The organism is Meridianimaribacter flavus, assembly GCF_004366715.1.
In the GTDB taxonomy this organism is placed as follows: domain Bacteria; phylum Bacteroidota; class Bacteroidia; order Flavobacteriales; family Flavobacteriaceae; genus Gaetbulibacter_B; species Gaetbulibacter_B jejuensis.
Genome location: NZ_SOQZ01000008.1, coordinates 59,953 through 80,000 on the forward strand (window position 1 = coordinate 59,953; position 20,048 = coordinate 80,000).

Annotated in this window: 15 protein-coding genes, 2 tRNA genes and 2 rRNA genes (1 of these 19 running past the window's edge); 12 read left to right on the forward strand and 7 right to left on the reverse strand. The window is 34.6% G+C overall.

From position 1 onward, the window contains the following. Window positions 1-16: 16 nt before the first annotated feature. Window positions 17-871 (reverse strand): transketolase, encoded by an 855-nt coding sequence (locus A8975_RS13910; RefSeq protein ID WP_255421389.1) that lies wholly within the window; start codon window positions 869-871, stop codon window positions 17-19. A 162-nt stretch (window positions 872-1,033) separates the two neighbouring features. Between A8975_RS13910 and tgt the strand changes: the two genes are divergently transcribed. The 8 genes from tgt to A8975_RS13950 all read left to right on the forward strand — a co-directional run bounded on the left by tgt (window position 1,034) and on the right by A8975_RS13950 (window position 9,727). Continuing rightward, on the forward strand, window positions 1,034-2,164 hold the full coding sequence (gene tgt, locus A8975_RS13915; protein ID WP_134201265.1) for a tRNA guanosine(34) transglycosylase Tgt: 1,131 nt from the start codon (window positions 1,034-1,036) through the stop codon (window positions 2,162-2,164). After that, window positions 2,164-3,243 carry an LptF/LptG family permease gene (locus A8975_RS13920; protein WP_129761785.1) on the forward strand — a complete coding sequence of 360 codons (1,080 nt, stop codon included), beginning with the start codon at window positions 2,164-2,166 and terminating at the stop codon, window positions 3,241-3,243. The genes tgt and A8975_RS13920 overlap by 1 nt, the downstream gene beginning before the upstream one ends. Next, window positions 3,230-4,135 carry a DMT family transporter gene (locus A8975_RS13925; RefSeq protein ID WP_134201267.1) on the forward strand — a complete coding sequence of 302 codons (906 nt, stop codon included), beginning with the start codon at window positions 3,230-3,232 and terminating at the stop codon, window positions 4,133-4,135. The genes A8975_RS13920 and A8975_RS13925 overlap by 14 nt, the downstream gene beginning before the upstream one ends. Before the next feature lie 53 nt (window positions 4,136-4,188). Continuing rightward, window positions 4,189-5,142: an acetyl-CoA carboxylase carboxyltransferase subunit alpha gene (locus A8975_RS13930; RefSeq protein ID WP_129761787.1), complete on the forward strand. Its 954-nt coding sequence runs from the start codon at window positions 4,189-4,191 to the stop codon at window positions 5,140-5,142. 168 nt (window positions 5,143-5,310) lie between these two features. Next, window positions 5,311-6,849: a replicative DNA helicase gene (dnaB, locus tag A8975_RS13935; protein ID WP_134201269.1), complete on the forward strand. Its 1,539-nt coding sequence runs from the start codon at window positions 5,311-5,313 to the stop codon at window positions 6,847-6,849. Window positions 6,850-6,938: 89 nt separating this feature from the next. Beyond that, window positions 6,939-7,958 (forward strand): AI-2E family transporter, encoded by a 1,020-nt coding sequence (locus A8975_RS13940; protein ID WP_129761789.1) that lies wholly within the window; start codon window positions 6,939-6,941, stop codon window positions 7,956-7,958. A gap of 156 nt (window positions 7,959-8,114) precedes the next feature. Next, window positions 8,115-9,299 carry an asparagine synthetase B gene (locus A8975_RS13945; protein WP_129761798.1) on the forward strand — a complete coding sequence of 395 codons (1,185 nt, stop codon included), beginning with the start codon at window positions 8,115-8,117 and terminating at the stop codon, window positions 9,297-9,299. Window positions 9,300-9,304: 5 nt separating this feature from the next. Further along, window positions 9,305-9,727 carry a secondary thiamine-phosphate synthase enzyme YjbQ gene (locus A8975_RS13950; protein WP_134201271.1) on the forward strand — a complete coding sequence of 141 codons (423 nt, stop codon included), beginning with the start codon at window positions 9,305-9,307 and terminating at the stop codon, window positions 9,725-9,727. Here the strand turns inward: A8975_RS13950 and A8975_RS13955 are convergent. The 6 genes from A8975_RS13955 to thrS all read right to left on the reverse strand — a co-directional run bounded on the left by A8975_RS13955 (window position 9,701) and on the right by thrS (window position 17,239). Then, window positions 9,701-10,531 (reverse strand): HAD family hydrolase, encoded by an 831-nt coding sequence (locus tag A8975_RS13955; protein ID WP_134201273.1) that lies wholly within the window; start codon window positions 10,529-10,531, stop codon window positions 9,701-9,703. The two genes, A8975_RS13950 and A8975_RS13955, sit on opposite strands and share 27 nt — an antisense overlap. Window positions 10,532-10,598: 67 nt before the next feature. Further along, window positions 10,599-13,859, reverse strand: coding sequence for an amidohydrolase family protein (locus A8975_RS13960; protein ID WP_134201275.1), 3,261 nt, complete (start codon window positions 13,857-13,859; stop codon window positions 10,599-10,601). A 153-nt stretch (window positions 13,860-14,012) separates the two neighbouring features. After that, window positions 14,013-14,357: a 50S ribosomal protein L20 gene (gene rplT, locus A8975_RS13965; protein WP_129761793.1), complete on the reverse strand. Its 345-nt coding sequence runs from the start codon at window positions 14,355-14,357 to the stop codon at window positions 14,013-14,015. 103 nt (window positions 14,358-14,460) lie between these two features. After that, window positions 14,461-14,658 carry a 50S ribosomal protein L35 gene (gene rpmI, locus A8975_RS13970; RefSeq protein ID WP_129761794.1) on the reverse strand — a complete coding sequence of 66 codons (198 nt, stop codon included), beginning with the start codon at window positions 14,656-14,658 and terminating at the stop codon, window positions 14,461-14,463. A gap of 64 nt (window positions 14,659-14,722) precedes the next feature. Continuing rightward, window positions 14,723-15,271, reverse strand: a complete 549-nt coding sequence (gene infC / locus A8975_RS13975) for a translation initiation factor IF-3 (RefSeq protein ID WP_202865202.1) — start codon at window positions 15,269-15,271, stop codon at window positions 14,723-14,725. A 30-nt stretch (window positions 15,272-15,301) separates the two neighbouring features. Then, on the reverse strand, window positions 15,302-17,239 hold the full coding sequence (gene thrS / locus A8975_RS13980; protein ID WP_134201277.1) for a threonine--tRNA ligase: 1,938 nt from the start codon (window positions 17,237-17,239) through the stop codon (window positions 15,302-15,304). Window positions 17,240-17,951: 712 nt separating this feature from the next. On the opposite strand from thrS, the gene A8975_RS13985 reads away from it, so the two are divergent. The 4 genes from A8975_RS13985 to A8975_RS14000 all read left to right on the forward strand — a co-directional run. Beyond that, window positions 17,952-19,477: ribosomal RNA gene (locus A8975_RS13985) — 16S ribosomal RNA — on the forward strand. 83 nt (window positions 19,478-19,560) lie between these two features. Next, a tRNA-Ile gene (locus tag A8975_RS13990) sits at window positions 19,561-19,634 on the forward strand. An 80-nt stretch (window positions 19,635-19,714) separates the two neighbouring features. Further along, window positions 19,715-19,788: transfer RNA gene (locus A8975_RS13995), tRNA-Ala, on the forward strand. Window positions 19,789-19,915: 127 nt separating this feature from the next. Then, window positions 19,916-20,048 (forward strand): 23S ribosomal RNA (locus A8975_RS14000); it runs 2,683 nt beyond the window's last position. The 16S and 23S rRNA genes sit together here with 2 tRNA genes alongside, the layout of an rRNA operon.

A 20,048-nucleotide genomic window follows, 5' to 3' on the forward strand; every position in this document is an offset into this window, starting at 1 on the left:
TCTTAGTTGTTGCTGCTTAATAATCTCCTAAAGTTTCTGGGTTTTGTGCTAGTCCAATAGCTAACTGCTCATCGTTTGGTGCTTTACCATGCCACGCATGAGTGTGCATCATAAAATCAACACCATTACCCATTACAGTTTTTAGTAAAACGCATACTGGTTTTCCTTGTCCAGTTTTAGATTTTGCTTCAGCCATACCTTTTAATATAGCTTCAATATTATTTCCTTCTTCAATTTCTAAAACAGTCCACCCAAAAGCTTCAAATTTTTCTTTGACATTTCCCATTGGTAAAACGTCATCTGTAGAACCGTCAATTTGCTGACCGTTTAAGTCAATAGTAGCAATAATATTGTCAACTTTGTTTCCTGATGCATACATTATAGCTTCCCAGTTTTGACCTTCTTGTAACTCGCCATCACCATGTAAACTGTATACTAAATGGTTGTCATTATTTAATTTTTTTGCTTGTGCAGCACCAAGAGCAACGCTCATTCCTTGTCCTAAAGAACCTGATGCAATACGAACACCTGGTAAACCTTCGTGAGTGGTTGGGTGTCCTTGTAATCTAGAGTTGATTATTCTAAAAGTATTTAGCTCGTCTACAGGAAAGTAACCAGCTCTTGCTAATACGCTGTAATAAACAGGCGAAATATGACCGTTTGATAAGAAGAAAATATCTTCTCCAATACCATCCATATCAAAGGAGTCATTGGTTTCCATTATTTCATTATAAAGCGCTACAAAAAATTCTGTACAGCCCAAAGAACCACCTGGATGCCCTGAGTTTACTTTATGTACCATCCGTAAAATGTCTCTACGAACCTGTGTTACTAAATCTTCTAGTTGTTGTGTGTTTGACATGTTTTTAATCTTAGTTTTTTCTTGATGCAAAAGTAAAGTTTTATACAGATTAATAAAAAGACTTTATGAGCATTTATTAACCAAAATGATGCTTTTGCTAACAATTTTGAATTTATTAAGAAGCACATCACATTTAGTTATTTATCTTTGCCAACTCATTGAGTAAAGCATATGATATTTGAATTAAAGGGAAAAGATAGTCAAAGTAAGGCTAGAGCAGGAAAAATTACTACAGATCATGGTGTTATTGAAACACCTATTTTTATGCCAATTGGTACTGTGGCTTCGGTAAAAGGAGTGCATCAACGAGAGCTTAAAAACGATATAAATCCTGATATTATATTAGGTAACACCTATCATCTTTATTTAAGACCTCAAACTGATATTTTAGAAAAGGCAGGCGGACTTCATAAGTTTATGAATTGGGATAGAAATATACTAACCGATTCTGGTGGTTACCAAGTGTACTCGCTTTCTGCAAATAGAAAAATTAAGGAAGAAGGTGTTAAGTTTAAATCACATATTGATGGTAGCTACCATACATTTACGCCTGAAAATGTTATGGAAATTCAGCGTAGTATTGGTGCTGATATTATAATGGCTTTTGATGAGTGTACACCTTATCCTTGCGATTATAATTACGCAAAACGCTCTATGCACATGACGCATCGTTGGTTAGACAGATGTATTGCGCATTTAGAAAAAACACCATTTAAATATGGGTACTCACAAACGTTTTTTCCAATTGTTCAAGGAAGTACATACAAAGATTTACGTATGCAGTCTGCTGAATATATTGCTAACTCTGGAGCTTTAGGAAACGCTATTGGTGGACTTTCGGTAGGAGAACCTGCCGAAGAAATGTATGCTATGACTGATGTTGTATGCGGAATTTTGCCTGAAGACAAACCTCGTTACTTAATGGGAGTTGGTACACCAATCAATATTTTAGAAAATATAGCGTTAGGTGTAGATATGTTTGACTGTGTAATGCCAACAAGAAATGCTAGAAATGGAATGTTATTTACAGCTCATGGCACAATAAACATCAAAAATAAAAAATGGGAAGACGATTTTTCTCCAATTGATGAAATGGGAATAACCTTTGTAGATACTGAATATAGTAAAGCCTATTTGCGTCATTTATTTACTGTAAATGAATTACTTGGTAAGCAAATAGCAACGATACATAATCTTGGTTTTTATTTATGGTTGGTTAGAGAAGCTAGAAAACATATATTAGCAGGAGATTTTAGAAGCTGGAAAGATAAAATGGTAAAACAAATGGATAAACGATTGTAATGTTAAAGATATTAGATTGGTACATACTAAAACGTTACCTGTTTACATTTTTAATGATGTTGCTGTTGTTTATTCCTATTGGGATAACTGTAAATCTTGCTGAAAAAATTGGTAAAATTCTTGAAAAAGAAGTGCCTTTTCCTGCTGTAGCGAAGTACTACCTAGATTTTACAATCTATTTTGCTAACTTGTTATTTCCTTTGTTTTTATTCTTGTCAGTAATTTGGTTTACCTCAAAATTAGCCAACAATACTGAGATTACTGCCATATTAAGTTCTGGAGTTTCTTTTTCAAGATTTTTAAAGCCTTATATGATAGGGTCTACAATAGTAGCTGGTTTTGCATTATTACTTGGTTTGTATTTAGCACCTATGGCAAGTAAAGGTTTTAATCAGTTTAAGTATCAATATTTAAAAGGAAATAGAAAAGCGTTTGAAACTCAAGATATTTATAGGCAGATAAACGATAACGACTTTATTTACGTAAGCCGATTTGACCCTAATGCAAAAAGAGGATTTAAATTTACTTTAGAGCATTTTGATGGTAATAAGTTGGAGTACAAAATTTCTGCCGATAATATTACTTATATTGATAGAGATACTACATATCGATTAATTAACTACACAAAGCGAATTTTCAACGAAAACTCTGAGATTATCGAAACTACAAGACGTTTTGATACGCTCTTTACATTTGATCTCGAAGACCTTACACCTGTTGAGTATATTGCAGAAACTTTTCAATATGGAGAGCTTAACCGTTTCATTGAAAAAGAAAAAAAGAGAGGCTCATCAAACATTGGGAGATATGAAGTAGTAAAATATAAAAAATGGAGTTTACCAGTTTCGGTATATATACTTACTATTATTGCTGTTGCTGTATCTTCAATTAAACGAAGAGGAGGTATGGGAGTTAATCTTGCTTTTGGTATTACTATTGCAATGGTTTATGTGTTTTTCGATAAAGTGTTTGGTGTAATGGCAGAGCAATCAGATTTTCCTCCCTTGGTTGCAGTTTGGTTTCCAAATGTTATCTTTGGTATAATAGCTATATACCTTCTATATAATGCCAAACGTTAAGCTTAAAAATTATTTACACTTACATTTTTTAGTTTTCATTGCTGGATTTACTGCTATTTTAGGAGAGTTAATAACCATCGGCTCAACTGAACTTGTATGGTACAGAATGGTAATTGCAGCAGTATTAATGTATGCTTACATAAAGCTAGCAAGAATTCCTTTAAACCTTCCAGCAAAAACGATACTTGGTTTTTTTGGCGCAGGTATTATCATCGCTTTACATTGGATTACTTTTTTTGAATCCATTAATCAAGCTAATGTATCAATAGCACTCGCTATGTTTTCTACAGGTGCTTTTTTTGCTTCTTTTATAGAACCTTTAATTTATAGACGTAAAATAATTGGTTATGAAATATTCTTCGGAATCGTTGTTGTAGTTGGTGTATTTTTAATAACCCAGAGTGAAATTCAATACCTTAACGGAATAATTCTAGGCGTACTTTCAGCGCTTTTTTCTACAACATTTGCGGTAATTAATGGCAAGTTTATTGAAAAGCACAATGCTTCGGTAATTTCATTTTATGAATTTATAAGCGGTATTGTTTTACTGTCGCTATTTATTATACGTTCTGATAATGCGTTTAACACACAGTTTTTCACGCTATCCAATTCTGATTGGATATACCTTATAATTTTAGGATCAGTTTGTACAGCCTATGCATTTATTGGCTCAGTAGAAGTAATGAAACATATAAGTCCTTATACAGTAATACTTTCGTACAATTTAGAGCCAATTTATGGTATTACACTAGCAATCATTTTGTTTCCTGAAACCGAGATTATGAGCCAACAATTCTATTATGGTGCAGCGCTTATTTTTATTACTGTTTTATGGGATGCTTTACTTAAAAATAGAAAAATAGTTAAAAAGAAAAGCAGCATAACAAGCTAAGACGATTAAAGTTTTTATATTTGTATGCTAACTAAAATTAAACGTAACTTTCAATGGAATATTTAGAATTTGAACTTCCAATTAAAGAGCTTGAAGATCAGTTGCAAAAATGCCAGATAATAGGAGAAGAGAGCGATGTAGATGTTACTGAGACTTGTAAGAAAATTGAAAAAAAGCTAAAAGAAACCAAAAAAGATATATACAAAAATCTTACTGCATGGCAACGTGTACAGTTATCACGTCATCCAAACAGACCTTATACTCTAGACCATATTAAAGCACTTTGTGGTGATTCATTTCTTGAACTTCATGGAGATAGAAATGTAAAAGACGATAAAGCTATGATTGGTGGATTGGGTAAAATTGGAGACCAAACCTATATGTTTATTGGTCAACAAAAAGGTTATAATACCAAAACTAGACAATACAGAAATTTTGGTATGGCTAATCCAGAAGGCTATAGAAAAGCATTGCGTTTAATGAAGTCTGCCGAAAAATTTGGTATTCCTGTTGTAACCTTAGTAGATACTCCAGGAGCATATCCAGGATTAGAAGCTGAAGAACGCGGACAAGGAGAAGCTATTGCAAGAAACATTTTAGAAATGGCACGTCTTAAAGTGCCAATTATTACCATAATAATAGGAGAAGGAGCATCTGGTGGTGCTTTAGGAATAGGTGTTGGAGATAAAGTATTGATGTTAGAGAACACATGGTATTCTGTAATTTCACCTGAATCTTGCTCATCTATCTTATGGCGTAGTTGGGAATACAAGGAGCAAGCTGCCGAAGCTTTAAAACTTACTGCACCAGATATGAAAAAGCTTAAGCTTGTAGACCAAATCATAAAAGAGCCTCTTGGTGGAGCACATACTGATAGAGAAACCACTTTTAAATCGGTTAGTGATGCTATCGTAAAAAATTACGAAGAATTAAAAAACTTATCACCAAAAGAGTTAGTAGACCAACGCATGGAAAAATATATGCAAATGGGAGTTTACAAAGGCTAATCCTAATAAAATATAGTATTCAAAAAAACTGAAGTGCTGAACTTCGGTTTTTTTTGTCGCTATTAACAATATATATAAGTTATTAACAGTTAAATTGTTGAAGAACTGTTAAGATTGAAAGTATTAAAATTCTGTTCTTTCTTAACATTTTAGTTACATTCGCATCTTATGAAACAACCAGACCCAATAAAAGGTTATAAAGTAGATAAAAGCACTATCATTAGTTTAGAGAAAGGGAAAATACCTCCCCAAGCTATTGATTTAGAAGAGGTTGTGCTTGGGGCAATGATGATTGATAAAAAAGGGGTTGATGAGGTAATTGATATCTTAAGTCCTGAAGCCTTTTATAAAGATGCTCATAAATACATCTTTGAAGCTATTTTCAAATTATTTGAAAATAGTGAACCTGTTGACTTATTAACCGTTTCTAGTCAACTTAAAAAGGATGCGAAGCTAGATTTGGTTGGAGGTGATTTTTACCTCATTTCATTAACACAAAGAGTGTCATCTTCGGCACATATTGAGTTTCATGCACGTATTATTCTTCAAAAATATATTCAAAGAAGTTTAATTAAAATTTCAAGTGAAATTATTGAAGAAGCTTACGATGAAACCAAAGACGTTTTTGATCTTTTAGACAATGCCGAATCAAAACTTTATGAAGTTACTCAAGGTAACGTTAAAAAATCTACCGAAACAGCTCAAAGCTTAGTAATACAAGCTAAGAAAAAGATTGAAGAGATTTCTAACAAAAAAGGGTTAAGTGGTATTCCTACAGGATTTGATAAACTAGATAAATTAACGTCTGGTTGGCAACCTAGTGATTTAATCATTGTCGCTGCACGTCCTGGTATGGGTAAAACAGCTTTAACGCTTACCATGGCTAGAAACATTGCTGTTGATTTTAACCAACCTGTAGCTTTTTTCTCTTTAGAGATGTCGTCAGTACAGTTGATTACGCGTTTGATTTCTAGTGAAACGGGACTGTCTTCAGAAAAGTTAAGAACAGGAAAGCTAGAAAAACACGAGTGGGAGCAACTTAATGTTAAAGTAAAAACATTAGAAAAAGCACCTTTGTATATTGATGATACACCTTCACTTTCTATATTCGATTTAAGAGCAAAAGCACGTCGTTTGGCATCACAATATGGTATCAAAATGATTATGATTGACTACCTTCAGTTAATGACAGCAGGAGGAAGTCAAAAAGGAGGAAACAGAGAGCAGGAAATTTCAACAATTTCTAGAAACTTAAAAGCATTGGCAAAAGAACTTAATGTTCCTGTTATTGCTCTTTCTCAGTTATCGCGTGCTGTTGAAACTCGTGGTGGTAGTAAGCGTCCTTTACTATCTGACTTACGTGAATCTGGAGCTATTGAGCAGGACGCAGATATTGTATCTTTTATTTATCGTCCTGAATACTACAAAATTGACGAATGGGACGATGAAGACCGTTCGCCAACCGAAGGACAAGGTGAGTTTATTGTTGCAAAGCATAGAAATGGTGGTTTAGAAAACATCAGATTGAAATTCATTGGACATCTTGGTAAGTTTGATAATCTTGATGATTTTGACACGCCTTTTGGTAATGAATTCCATAGTAAAATGAATGCTGCCAACGATAACACTTTTAAGCCAGACAACTTCCCGTCAGCTTCTGATGCATTTGGTACTCCAGAAGACGATGATAACGATGTTCCGTTTTAATATTTAACATTTTCTAACGTATTTTATTACCCTTTATAACAACATTTTAAGCTAAATTTGTTGTTCGGTTGAAAAAGAAAAAACGCTCCATGCTAGATCAAAGACGTACTACAAATTTATTATTGCTTATTATAGTAATCCCTTTGGTATTTTACCTTTTAAAGATTTTATCATTCATCTTTATTCCCTTAATCTTTTCAATGTTTATAGCATTATTGTTTTTACCATTAATGCGTTGGTTGGGTAAACGTAAGGTGCCAAAATGGATAAGTATAGTTGTTGTTATTCTTTTAATTTTTATAGGTTTAAAAGTAGGTGCAGAACTCATCAAGTTGTCAAGTAAACAAATCATGGCTTCTAATACTGAGTTTTTTGATAAAGCAGAAGTTAAACTTGCTGATGCAAAACTATATTTAGAAGAAACTTTTGGTATTGTTTTTCAGAATGATAAAAACATGATTTCTGGTTTTTTTGAAAAGGATAATATTGGTACAACTTTCGATTTTTTAAGGAAGTTTTTAACCATGATTTTAATGACAGCCTTTTTTGTTGTGCTATGGTTAGCTGAATCTATAAACGTTCATAATGTTTTAAATAATACTATTTTAAAACAAAAACATGCCTCTGTAAAAGCGTTTATGAAAATTGAAAAAGACCTTATAACATTTATAAAGGTAAAGTTTTTTGTAAGCTTACTCACAGGTATTGGTACAGGATTGGCATGTTTGTTTTTTGATGTGAGTTTTCCAATTTTTTGGGGATTATTTGCGTTTGTAATCAATTTTGTGCAAATGGTAGGCTCGTTTATTTCGGTAATACTACTATCAATTTTTGCTTTTGTAGAGTTAGACCCAACAAGTACATTATTCTTCTTTATTGTATCCATTACTGGAGTTCAAGTGCTTTTTGGAGCTATTTTAGAGCCTATTTTTATGGGAAAATCCTTCTCAATAAATATCATTACTGTTTTAGTAATGCTTATGCTTTGGGGTTATATTTGGGGAATTCCAGGTCTTATTATGGCTATTCCAATTACGGTTTTCATAAAAATTATATTGGAACAATTTCCTAATACCAAGAAAATAGCAAACATATTATCTGGTAGTTAGTTGAGCTTGTTCTTATGTTATTTTAGCTAATATTTCCTTAAACCCTTTTATAGCGGAATATTTTTTGAGTATATTTCGTCTATGAAGAAGATACTCGCCTTATTATTTTTCCTATGTGTTACTATAGGAGCTTTTGCGTCTTACGTTTTAATTCCTATGGATGCTGAAGGACAGAAAAACCACCTAAAAGCGTATGGAGTTACCTATTGGACTTTAGAAAAACAACTAAAGGTAAAATGGTTATTGAATTATAGAGGAGGATCGTTTTTGGTTCCTGATACTGAAGAAATTCAACGAGAATGTCAAATACGTGGTGTAAGTTTTGAAGTGATTTCTAATTCTAAAGCAGAAGAAATACTAGAACTTATTAGTAGTCCTTCACAAAATATGGAAGCTGTAGTGTTGGAAAAAGCACCAAAAATAGCTGTCTATACACCTTATGGTTTACAACCTTGGGATGATGCTGTAACCATGGTACTTACCTATGCCGAAATTCCTTACGATACCATTTATGATGAAGAAGTGCTCAATGATGCCTTATTGTTATACGATTGGTTGCATTTACATCATGAAGATTTTACAGGACAATATGGTAAGTTCTACCGAAGCTTTAAGTCTGCAGCTTGGTATATTGAAGAAAAGAAAGAAGCAGAAGCATTGGCAGCAAGATTAGGTTACTCTAAAGTATCTCAGGAAAAATTAGCAGTTGCCAAAAAAATTAAAGACTACGTAGTAGGAGGTGGATTTATGTTTGCAATGTGTAGCGCAACCGATAGTTTTGATATTGCTTTAAGTGCAGAAGGTGTAGATATTTGTGAGCCCATGTTTGATGGAGATGGTAGTGATCCTGGTTATCAAAATAAAATAGATTACAGTAAAACGTTTGCGTTCAAAGATTATTTATTGGAAAGAAATCCTAATGTATATGAGTTTTCTTCAATAGATATGACTCAAAAAAGACGTATTCCTAAAACTACAGATTACTTTACACTTATGGAATTTTCGGCTAAGTGGGATCCTGTTCCTACAATGCTTTGTCAAAACCATACTGCATTGGTAAAAGGTTTTATGGGACAGACTACTGCATTTACTAGAGATGAAATAAAAAGTAATGTGCTTATTATGGGTGAAAACAAAACCAATGGAGAAGCTAAATATATTCATGGTATTAAAGGAAAAGGCTTTTTTACATTTTATGGTGGACACGACCCAGAAGATTATACGCATAGAGTAGGAGACCCAAAAACCGAATTGGATTTGCATCCAACATCACCAGGTTATAGATTAATACTTAATAATGTATTGTTTCCTGCAGCTAAAAAGAAAAAACAGAAGACCTAATAGTTATGAAAACGTTTCAAAAGGAAATTGTACTCACTGCAAAAGAGAGAGGTTTTCATTTAATTACTTCTGAAATCATAAAGAATTTCCCTGAAATTGCTACAATCAATATAGGATTATTACATGTGTTTATTAAGCATACTTCGGCAAGTTTAACCATTAATGAAAATGCTGATGCTACGGTTAGGGCTGACTTTGAAAGTCATATAAATGTTATGGTTCCAGAAAATCAACCTTATTACAAACACAATTATGAAGGTTCTGATGATATGCCAGCGCATATTAAGGCTTCGTTAATGGGAAGTTCTGTTCAAATTCCTATTACAAATGGGAATTTAAATCTTGGAACGTGGCAAGGAATTTACTTATGCGAACATCGAAATTTTGCTAACGGAAGACGTTTAGTGCTTACTGCTTTTGGCAATTAATTCTTTGTCGTTTATCAACTGTTTTAAAATAAATTCAACACCACCTTCATCATTGCTTTTGGTTTCAAACTTAGCTACTTTTTTTACGTTTGGATGCGCATTTTTCATAGCAAAGCTATAATCTGCTAATTGTAGCATTTCCAAATCATTATTGTAGTCGCCAAACACCATAGTTTCTGCTTTGGAAATACCTAAAGTGGTTTGTATTTGCTGTAAAGCATACCCTTTGTTTGTATTGATGTGGGATAAATCTAACCAGTTGTTACCAGAAATTTTAACCTGTAAATCATTTTCATAGGTTTTTACATGTGGATACACAAACTCTTCAGATCCGCCAAAACTGTAAACAGCAATTTTTAAAAAATTGTCGTCTAGCACTTCAGTAAGGTCTTCAACTAATTTAAACTGCGTATAATATTCGCTAAACATGAAAATAAAATCATCATCTTTAGACTCAACATATGCATAGTTTTCACCACAAAGTACAATATGAGCATCATCAATAGTTCTCAATAAAACAATAAGTTGATGAATAACCTCAATTGGAAAGTAGTTAGATAGAAGCTGAGTTTTACCTTGTTTAGCAATACCACCATTTTCAGCAATTACAGTAATTTCATCTTTAATGTCATGAAGCTTATCAATTATACTATGGTATTGTCTTCCGCTAGCAGCTATAAAATGAATGTTATGGTGTTTTAGTTCCTTAAAAATAGAGTAGAAATTATCACTAACTTCTCCTTTAGAATTAAGAAGTGTACCATCCATATCAGTGACTACAAGTTTAACTTGAGATAGATTCATATCGCATTTTTTTCAAAAATACTAATAGGCTTTAAACTCTGTTTAAAATTAAGGTTAACTAATTGTTTTAGTGCGAAGAACCTATATGACAACCACAAGATTCTTTAGTAAAACTTTGGCTAGCTTCATGCCAAGGAAAAGCTTGATTATACTTATTGTTTTCCCAGTAAAATTGAGTTCTTTCTTTTGGTGAGTTACCAATTTCATTCATAGTTTCAGTATCGTATAAACGACCGTTAACCATAGTATATATAATGCTTTCAGAGTTTTTAATGTCTTCTAAAGGGTTTTTGTTCATTACAATTAAATCAGCAAGTTTTCCAACTTTTAATGAGCCAATATCGTTACCAGCACCAATATAATTTGCGCCATTAATTGTTGCAGCTTTTAAGGCTTCGTGATTTGTCATTCCGCCTTGTTGAAGCATCCATAATTCCCAATGAGCACCAAGACCTTGTAGCTGACCATGTGCACCAAGATTTACTTTAACTCCTGCATCACTTAGTGCTTTGCAAGTTTTAGAAACTAAAATATGACCGTTTTCATATTCACTATGAGGAACCATAGTACGATGTCTAGACCTAGAATCTATAATACCTCTAGGTGTATATTTTAAGAGTTTTTCATTTTCCCAAACATTTGTGTTTTGGTACCAAAAGTATTCACCACTCATTCCGCCATAATTAACAATAAGAGTAGGTGTGTAACCAACATTACTACTTCCCCAAAGTTTTAAAACGTCTTTATAAACAGGAGCAACAGGAATATTATGTTCAACACCTGTGTGACCATCCATAACCATTGTCATGTTATGATAAAAGTTTGAACCACCTTCAGGAACCACAAAAATACCTTCTTCTCTAGCTGCTTGTAATACTTGTTGACGTTGATCTCTTCTTGGTTGATTATAACTCTTAACCGATAAAGCACCAAAAGCTTTAGTACGTCTTACCGATGAACGTGCATCTTCAAGATTATTAATTACAGCTTTAAAATCACCATCAGCTCCATATAGAATAAAACCTGTAGAGTAGAGGCGAGGACCAACTAAAGTTCCGTTTTTTTGTAACTCTGATAAAGCAAAAACTGTTTCAGAATTTGCAGAAGGATCATGAGCTGTTGTAACTCCAAATGCTAGATTTGCATAAAATTGCCAGTGTTTTTGAGTTGTAAGTCCGTAACGGAAACCGCCAATATGCGCATGAGCATCAACCATTCCAGGCATTATAGTTTTTCCTGTAACATCATATACTTTTGCGTTAGAAGGAATGGTAACAGCATCGCTTTTACCAATAGCTACTATTTTATTTTCAGTAATAACAATAGTACCGTTTTCAATAACTTCATCACCTTCCATTGTAATTATTCGAGCACCTTTAAAAGCAATAGTTCCATTAGGTTTATCGGTTTTTACTTCGATATTAATTTTAGTTCCGTTCTCAACAAGTTGAACATCTTCTGAAACTTCAGTTGAATAATACATGTTACCAAGTGTCCAATGCAATTGCTTACTATCAGAAGACCAATGAAGGTTTATACCAGCATCTTTTGAAAGTTGTGTTACAGGAACAAATTTTGTTTTATCAGTCATATCAAGTGTATGACCAGATTGCGGCATTGGAGCAACATATACTTTATGAAGATGCACAAATGCTATCCATTTGTTATCTGGACTTGGTACTAATCTATTACCATGTTTTGATTTTACAAGAATTTTCTCGTCAAAACCATCAAGATTAACACTCTTGAGTTCTTTGGTTAAGTCACCAAAATATAGTCCTCCTTTCTGGTAAATAATTCGTGAATCATCAGCATTAAAACTAGGAAAATCGCCTTCTTTTGTAACAAATTTTATATTTGAACCATTAGAGTTCATTACATAAAGACCAGGATTTTTATCAAAAGTTCTTCCTTGTTCATTATTTCCACCTTCTTTTCGGTAAACAATATTTTGTCCATTATGTGAATAAGAAGGATTTCTGTAAATTCCTTTTTCATTTATAAGCTTTGTAGGAGTTCCTCCCGAAGCGGATACTTTATATATTGAGCCAAGGTTTTCATCATTCCATGTTACATAAACGATGTCTTTTCCGTTAGGAGAAAAGCTAGGTTCAAACTCAAAATCAGTTCCTTTTGTTAAACGTTTTGGAGTTCCGTTAGGTAATTTTTGAGACCATAAATAACCTAATGCGTTAAACACTAAATGTTTTCCATCAGGAGATGTTACGGCATGTCGTATTACTTTGGCTTCAAAAGTATCAGGAGACACAGGGGTATCAAACTCAACAGCTTTAGCGATTTTTAGTGTAGCATCAACCTGAAAAGGAATATTAGTAACTTCCAAGGAATTGATATTTATTCGGTTTATTTTTCCACCAGACCAAAACACAATGTCTTGGTTGTTTGGCATCCAGTTAAAATTTGGGTATACACCAAAAATAGCCCAAGCTTCTTGCTGGTCTTTGTTTAGCTTGTCATAAAGAGGCCATTCTTCATTGGTTTCTAAATCATGTATAAATAGTACCGATTTTTCACGTACACGTTTTATAAAAGCGAGTTTTTTTCCATCTCTTGATACTTGTGGACGCGCTGCACCACCAGGACCTCCAGTAATTCTATCAATTTCGCCCGTTTTCATATTATACCTGTTTATGACATAAATTTGGCTATTTGGGTCTTTGTTGTATTGAAAAAAGCCTCCAGGATATACGTCTTCACTGTAATATAAATACTTGCCATCACTTGAAATGCTAGGTTCATTCACATCTTGTTGGTCATTTTTTCTCGTTGTTAATTGTAAACCTTTACCACCAGTTTTATGATACATCCATAACTCACCAGCACCTGCAGAGCGTGTAGAAGTAAAGTGTTTTCTGGCAATAAGATAATTGCTATCAGGTGTCCAAATTGCATTATTAAGAAGTCTGAAATTTTCATTAGTGACTTGTTTAGCATTGTTGCCATCTAAATCCATAACCCAAATATTGTCACCACCACCAGCATCGCTAGTAAATGAAATTGATTTTCCATCAGGACTAAATCTAGGCTGTATCTCAAAAGCTAAACCTTCTCTTAAAACTGTTGCTTTTCCACCATTGATATCTATTTTATAGATATCGCCTAACATATCAAAAACAATAAGTTTTCCATCAGGACTAACATCAATATTCATCCATGTACCTTCGTTGGTAGATAGTTTTATGTCTTTAAAATCCCAATTTCCTTGAGGATTTGAAACATTCCAAACACTGTCTTTTTTTGTGTCTTGACCAAAAACGCTAAGTGTTATTAATAAAATGAGGGAGGAGATTAGATTAATTTTATTCATATTAATTGTAAATTATAATAGTGGTGTAAGATAAGATTTATTATCGGTTTTCACTTGAGTGATAAAAGTATAACTATGTTAAAAACAAAAAATCCGATTCATAATGAATCGGATTTTTATAAGCGAATTGTTGTTATTATTTAGGCGAACGCCTTACTTTACTTTGTTTACTATTGCTTCAAAAGCTTCTGGATTGTTCATAGCTAAATCTGCAAGAACTTTACGGTTCAATTCGATATTGTTAGCTTTTAATTTACCCATAAACTTTGAATATGACATTCCGTGTTGTCTAGCTCCAGCGTTAATACGTTGAATCCATAACGCACGAAACGTTCTTTTTTTGTTTCTACGGTCTCTGTACGAGTATTGCATCGCTTTGTCAACCGCATTTTTAGCTACTGTCCAAACGTTTTTACGTCTTCCAAAGTAACCTTTTGCTTGCTTAAGAACCTTTTTTCTTCTGGCTCTTTTAGCTACTGAATTTACTGATCTTGGCATTTCTTAAATTTGTTTTTTGTAGTAGGCGACCTTAATTGGTACTTGCTAAATTGTTTTGCCTAACTCCAGGGTTTATAAATTATTTTAACCGATTAAAACGTTATTACTTTAAACGTAACATAGTTTTAATGTTGTCTTCGTCTGACTTATGTACTAATGTATCATGAGTCAAAGCAAGCTTACGCTTTTTAGATTTTTTAGTCAAGATGTGACTTTTAAAAGCGTGCTTTCTTTTGATCTTACCAGTGCCAGTTAGTTTAAAACGTTTCTTAGCACTTGATTTAGTTTTCATTTTAGGCATTTTCTCCTAGTTTTAATTTACGTTTCGCTTATTATTTTTAGCTGAGAGTTTCTCAGTACTTATTTTATTTTTTTGGAGCAATAAACATGGTCATTCTTTTACCTTCTAATTTTGGCATTTGCTCTACTTTTCCAAATTCTTCAAGGTCTTGAGCTAACCTAAGTAGTAAAATATGTCCTTGCTCTTTAAATACGATAGAACGTCCTTTGAAAAACACAAAAGCTTTCAATTTTGCTCCATCTTTTAAAAACTTTTCAGCATGCTTCTTTTTGAAGTTATAATCATGGTCATCAGTTTGAGGACCAAAACGAATTTCTTTAACTACAACTTTAGAAGCTTTTGCTTTTAAGGCTTTATCTCGTTTCTTTTGTTCATAAAGAAACTTCTTATAATCCATAACCTTACATACTGGAGGATCAGCTTTTGGAGAAATCTCAACAAGATCCAAACCTTGCTCATCAGCAATGGCAAGTGCTTGCTTAGTTGTATAAATTCCTACTTCAACATTATCACCGACTACTCGTACTTTTTCGGCTCTAATTTTTGAATTAATTCTGTGTTGATCTTCTTTTTCAACTCTTCTAGAGTTGTTTCTGTTTCTACGTATTGCTATGGCTATATAATTTTAATTAAACTTAATTTTTTAAAACTGTTTCAAAGATTTTTTTATCTCTTGGTCAACAATATTCGAAAATTCTTGTACAGTAATCATGCCAAGATCTTCTCCACCATGTTGACGCACAGAAACTTTGTTTTCTGATTCTTCATTCTCACCGACAATAATCATGAATGGGATTTTTTTCATTTCGGCTTCCCGAATTTTTTTACCCATAGTCTCATTCCTATTGTCAATTAGGGCGCGAATTTCGTTATTTTCTAACAAATTTAAAACTTTTTTGGCGTATTTTTCATATTTCTCACTAATTGATAAGACAATTACTTGTTCTGGCATTAACCAAAGTGGGAAATTTCCTCCTGTATGTTCTAGCAAAATAGCTATGAATCTTTCCATACTACCAAAAGGTGCACGATGTATCATAACAGGTCTGTGAAGTTCATTATCACTTCCTCTATATGTTAAATCAAAACGCTCAGGTAAATTATAATCTACTTGTATAGTTCCTAATTGCCATTGTCTGCCCAATGCATCTTTAACCATAAAGTCAAGTTTAGGACCATAAAAGGCAGCTTCACCAGTTTCAATTACATAATTTAGACCTTTGTCACTTGCTGCGTTAATAATTGCTTGTTCAGCTTTTTCCCAGTTAGCTACATCACCAATATATTTGTCGGGATTTTCAGGATCCCTTACAGATACTTGAGCGGTAAAGTTTTCAAAACCTAATGAACCAAAAACGTAAAGCACTAAGTCGATAACGTCTTTAAACTCTTTGTCTAATTGCTCTGGAGTACAAAATAGGTGAGCATCATCTTGAGTAAAACCTCTTACACGAGTTAATCCATGTAACTCACCACTTTGCTCATATCTATATACAGTACCAAATTCAGCATAACGCTTTGGTAAATCTTTATAAGACCATTGAGAGTGATTGTAAATTTCGCAATGGTGAGGACAGTTCATGGGTTTTAGTAAAAATTCTTCACCTTCTTTTGGCGTATGAATTGGCTGAAAACTATCTTCTCCGTATTTAGCATAGTGACCAGAAGTAACGTATAGCTCCTTTTGGCCAATGTGAGGTGTTACAACCATTTCGTATCCTGCTTTTTTCTGAGCAACTTTTAAGAAGTTTTCTAAGCGCTCACGTAAAGCCGCTCCTTTAGGTAACCAAAGCGGAAGACCTTGACCTACCTTTTGTGAGAAAGTAAACAATTCAAGTTCTTTACCGAGTTTTCTATGGTCACGTTTTTTAGCTTCTTCTAGTAGTTGCAAATATTCAGTTAACTCTTTTTGCTTCGGAAATGAAATACCATAAACACGTGTTAACTGTTTATTGTTTTCATCACCTTTCCAATAGGCTCCAGCTACACTCAATATTTTAACAGCTTTAACAATTCCAGTGTTTGGTATATGTCCTCCTCGGCATAAGTCAGTAAATGAGTCATGATCACAAAATGTGATAGTACCATCTTCAAGATTTTCTATCAAATCAACTTTATAGTCATTTTTACCTTTATAATAAGATAATGCTTCGTCTTTTGACACTGAACGCATTTTAAAATCATGCTTACCTCTTGCAATCTCCAGCATCTTGTCCTCTATACGCTTAAAGTCTTTGTCAGAAATCACATCATCTCCTAAATCTATATCATAATAAAAACCATTCTCAATAGCAGGACCAACCCATAACTTTGCACTAGGATACAACTCTTCAATTGCTTGTGCTAATATATGAGCCGAAGAATGCCAGAAAGCTTTTTTACCGTCATCGTCATTCCAAGTGTATAAAACCAATGATCCATCTGTCGTTATAGGTGTTGTTGTTTCTACCGTAGTATCATTAAACTTTGCAGAAATAACATTTCTAGCTAACCCTTCACTAATACTTTTAGCGACTTCTATTGGAGTAGTAGCTCCCTCAAACGATTTTATACTGCCATCAGGCAATGTGATGTTTACCATTATATTATATATATGTATGAAAATAAGAATGCAAAGATAATAGGTTAATTACATTCATACAATAATATATAATGTATAAATTTTTACATCTTTATTCATTAAGGATATATATGTATGATTAGCGTTTAAAGGCAGGCTAATCTATAGTGCCTATATGTAGAGGTGAACTATACATAAAGAGAATAGTGGATTAATAGTGTAGAGTTATTTTGTGTGTTTTAAGTTTATGTATATATATGTTTAAAGCGTGCATTTTAGTTTAATGTAACTTTTCAAGAAGTATAAATGATAAGAATATTATATGTAAAGTATTGGTTTATAGGTTGGGCGAAATTTTTCGAGAAAAACATTAAAAAAAAGTAAAAAAAAGTTTGCGATAAAGAAAAAATAGGTTGTATATTTGCAGCCGCTAAAAACGGGAACGTTGAGGCAAAAAGTTCACAAGAAATACTGATTAAGAAAAGGGTTTTGGATTGTTTCGAAAAAATTTTCAAAAAAAAATCAAAAAAGATTGTGGGATAAAAAAAAGGGTTTTATATTTGCACCCGCTTAACCGATAAGACGGTTTAGAAGAGAAGATAAAAGTTCATTAACATATTGAATTGACAGCGTAAAATTAGCATTGGAAACGATGTTAATTAAACAAAAGAATAGACCATTTTGAGTACTGAATAAAATTCCATATTAGTTGTTAAATAATATTTAAGATTTAACGATGAAGAGTTTGATCCTGGCTCAGGATGAACGCTAGCGGCAGGCCTAACACATGCAAGTCGAACGGTAACATGGAAAAGCTTGCTTTTCTGATGACGAGTGGCGCACGGGTGCGTAACGCGTATGCAATCTACCTTTTACAGGGGGATAGCCCAGAGAAATTTGGATTAATATCCCATAGTATCAAGAGTCGGCATCGGCATTTGATTAAAGATTTATCGGTAAAAGATGAGCATGCGTCCTATTAGCTAGATGGTGTGGTAACGGCACACCATGGCAACGATAGGTAGGGGCCCTGAGAGGGGGATCCCCCACACTGGTACTGAGACACGGACCAGACTCCTACGGGAGGCAGCAGTGAGGAATATTGGACAATGGGCGCAAGCCTGATCCAGCCATGCCGCGTGCAGGAAGACTGCCCTATGGGTTGTAAACTGCTTTTATACGGGAAGAAACACTCCCTCGTGAGGGAGCTTGACGGTACCGTAAGAATAAGGATCGGCTAACTCCGTGCCAGCAGCCGCGGTAATACGGAGGATCCAAGCGTTATCCGGAATCATTGGGTTTAAAGGGTCCGTAGGTGGATAATTAAGTCAGAGGTGAAATCCTGCAGCTCAACTGTAGAATTGCCTTTGATACTGGTTATCTTGAGTCATTATGAAGTGGTTAGAATATGTAGTGTAGCGGTGAAATGCATAGATATTACATAGAATACCAATTGCGAAGGCAGATCACTAATAATGTACTGACACTGATGGACGAAAGCGTGGGGAGCGAACAGGATTAGATACCCTGGTAGTCCACGCCGTAAACGATGGTCACTAGCTGTTCGGATTTCGGTCTGAGTGGCTAAGCGAAAGTGATAAGTGACCCACCTGGGGAGTACGTTCGCAAGAATGAAACTCAAAGGAATTGACGGGGGCCCGCACAAGCGGTGGAGCATGTGGTTTAATTCGATGATACGCGAGGAACCTTACCAGGGCTTAAATGTAAGTTGCATGATTTAGAGATAGATCTTTCTTCGGACTACTTACAAGGTGCTGCATGGTTGTCGTCAGCTCGTGCCGTGAGGTGTCAGGTTAAGTCCTATAACGAGCGCAACCCCTGTTGTTAGTTGCCAGCGAGTAATGTCGGGAACTCTAGCAAGACTGCCGGTGCAAACCGTGAGGAAGGTGGGGATGACGTCAAATCATCACGGCCCTTACGTCCTGGGCTACACACGTGCTACAATGGTAGGTACAGAGGGCAGCCACTGCGTGAGCAGGAGCGAATCCTAAAAACCTATCACAGTTCGGATCGGAGTCTGCAACTCGACTCCGTGAAGCTGGAATCGCTAGTAATCGGATATCAGCCATGATCCGGTGAATACGTTCCCGGGCCTTGTACACACCGCCCGTCAAGCCATGGAAGCTGGGAGTGCCTGAAGTCCGTCACCGCAAGGAGCGGCCTAGGGTAAAATTAGTAACTAGGGCTAAGTCGTAACAAGGTAGCCGTACCGGAAGGTGCGGCTGGAACACCTCCTTTCTAGAGAAAGACGACTAATAAGGAAGTTCAAAAAAGGAATAGTCTGTTCTTTTGCTGTTAATTTAAATGATCTATTATAGTAGAGTCTCATAGCTCAGCTGGTTAGAGCGCTACACTGATAATGTAGAGGTCGGCAGTTCGAGTCTGCCTGAGACTACTAAATTAATAGGAAATTCTGGAAGTTGAGTAGTGGTTATAGTCTAACTACTAACTACTATGTACTAACGACTAGTATATGGGGGATTAGCTCAGCTGGCTAGAGCGCCTGCCTTGCACGCAGGAGGTCATCGGTTCGACTCCGATATTCTCCACAATAGCGAAAGCTAAAAAGTTCATTGACATATTGAAAAAGATACATGAAAATTAGATAGAAATATTTAATAAAATTAAATTATTGTAACGAGCAATAATTGTAACTCATTAAAAAGACAAGAAGTACAATAAGCTAAATAAGAGCGTATGGGGAATGCCTAGGCTCTCAGAGGCGATGAAGGACGTGATAAGCTGCGAAAAGCTGCGGGGATTGGCACATACAAATTGATCCGCAGATATCCGAATGGGGCAACCCAGC

Bases quoted from the DNA above. Each gene is read 5' to 3' on its own strand.
- tgt (WP_134201265.1), top strand. From the start codon at position 1,034: ATGATATTTGAATTAAAGGGAAAAGATAGTCAAAGTAAGGCTAGAGCA.
- A8975_RS13920 (WP_129761785.1), top strand. From the start codon at position 2,164: ATGTTAAAGATATTAGATTGGTACATACTAAAACGTTACCTGTTTACA.
- A8975_RS13925 (WP_134201267.1), top strand. From the start codon at position 3,230: ATGCCAAACGTTAAGCTTAAAAATTATTTACACTTACATTTTTTAGTT.
- A8975_RS13930 (WP_129761787.1), top strand. From the start codon at position 4,189: ATGGAATATTTAGAATTTGAACTTCCAATTAAAGAGCTTGAAGATCAG.
- dnaB (WP_134201269.1), top strand. From the start codon at position 5,311: ATGAAACAACCAGACCCAATAAAAGGTTATAAAGTAGATAAAAGCACT.
- A8975_RS13940 (WP_129761789.1), top strand. From the start codon at position 6,939: ATGCTAGATCAAAGACGTACTACAAATTTATTATTGCTTATTATAGTA.
- A8975_RS13945 (WP_129761798.1), top strand. From the start codon at position 8,115: ATGGATGCTGAAGGACAGAAAAACCACCTAAAAGCGTATGGAGTTACC.
- A8975_RS13950 (WP_134201271.1), top strand. From the start codon at position 9,305: ATGAAAACGTTTCAAAAGGAAATTGTACTCACTGCAAAAGAGAGAGGT.
- A8975_RS13955 (WP_134201273.1), bottom strand. From the start codon at position 10,531: ATGAATCTATCTCAAGTTAAACTTGTAGTCACTGATATGGATGGTACA.
- A8975_RS13960 (WP_134201275.1), bottom strand. From the start codon at position 13,859: ATGAATAAAATTAATCTAATCTCCTCCCTCATTTTATTAATAACACTT.
- rplT (WP_129761793.1), bottom strand. From the start codon at position 14,357: ATGCCAAGATCAGTAAATTCAGTAGCTAAAAGAGCCAGAAGAAAAAAG.
- rpmI (WP_129761794.1), bottom strand. From the start codon at position 14,658: ATGCCTAAAATGAAAACTAAATCAAGTGCTAAGAAACGTTTTAAACTA.
- thrS (WP_134201277.1), bottom strand. From the start codon at position 17,239: ATGGTAAACATCACATTGCCTGATGGCAGTATAAAATCGTTTGAGGGA.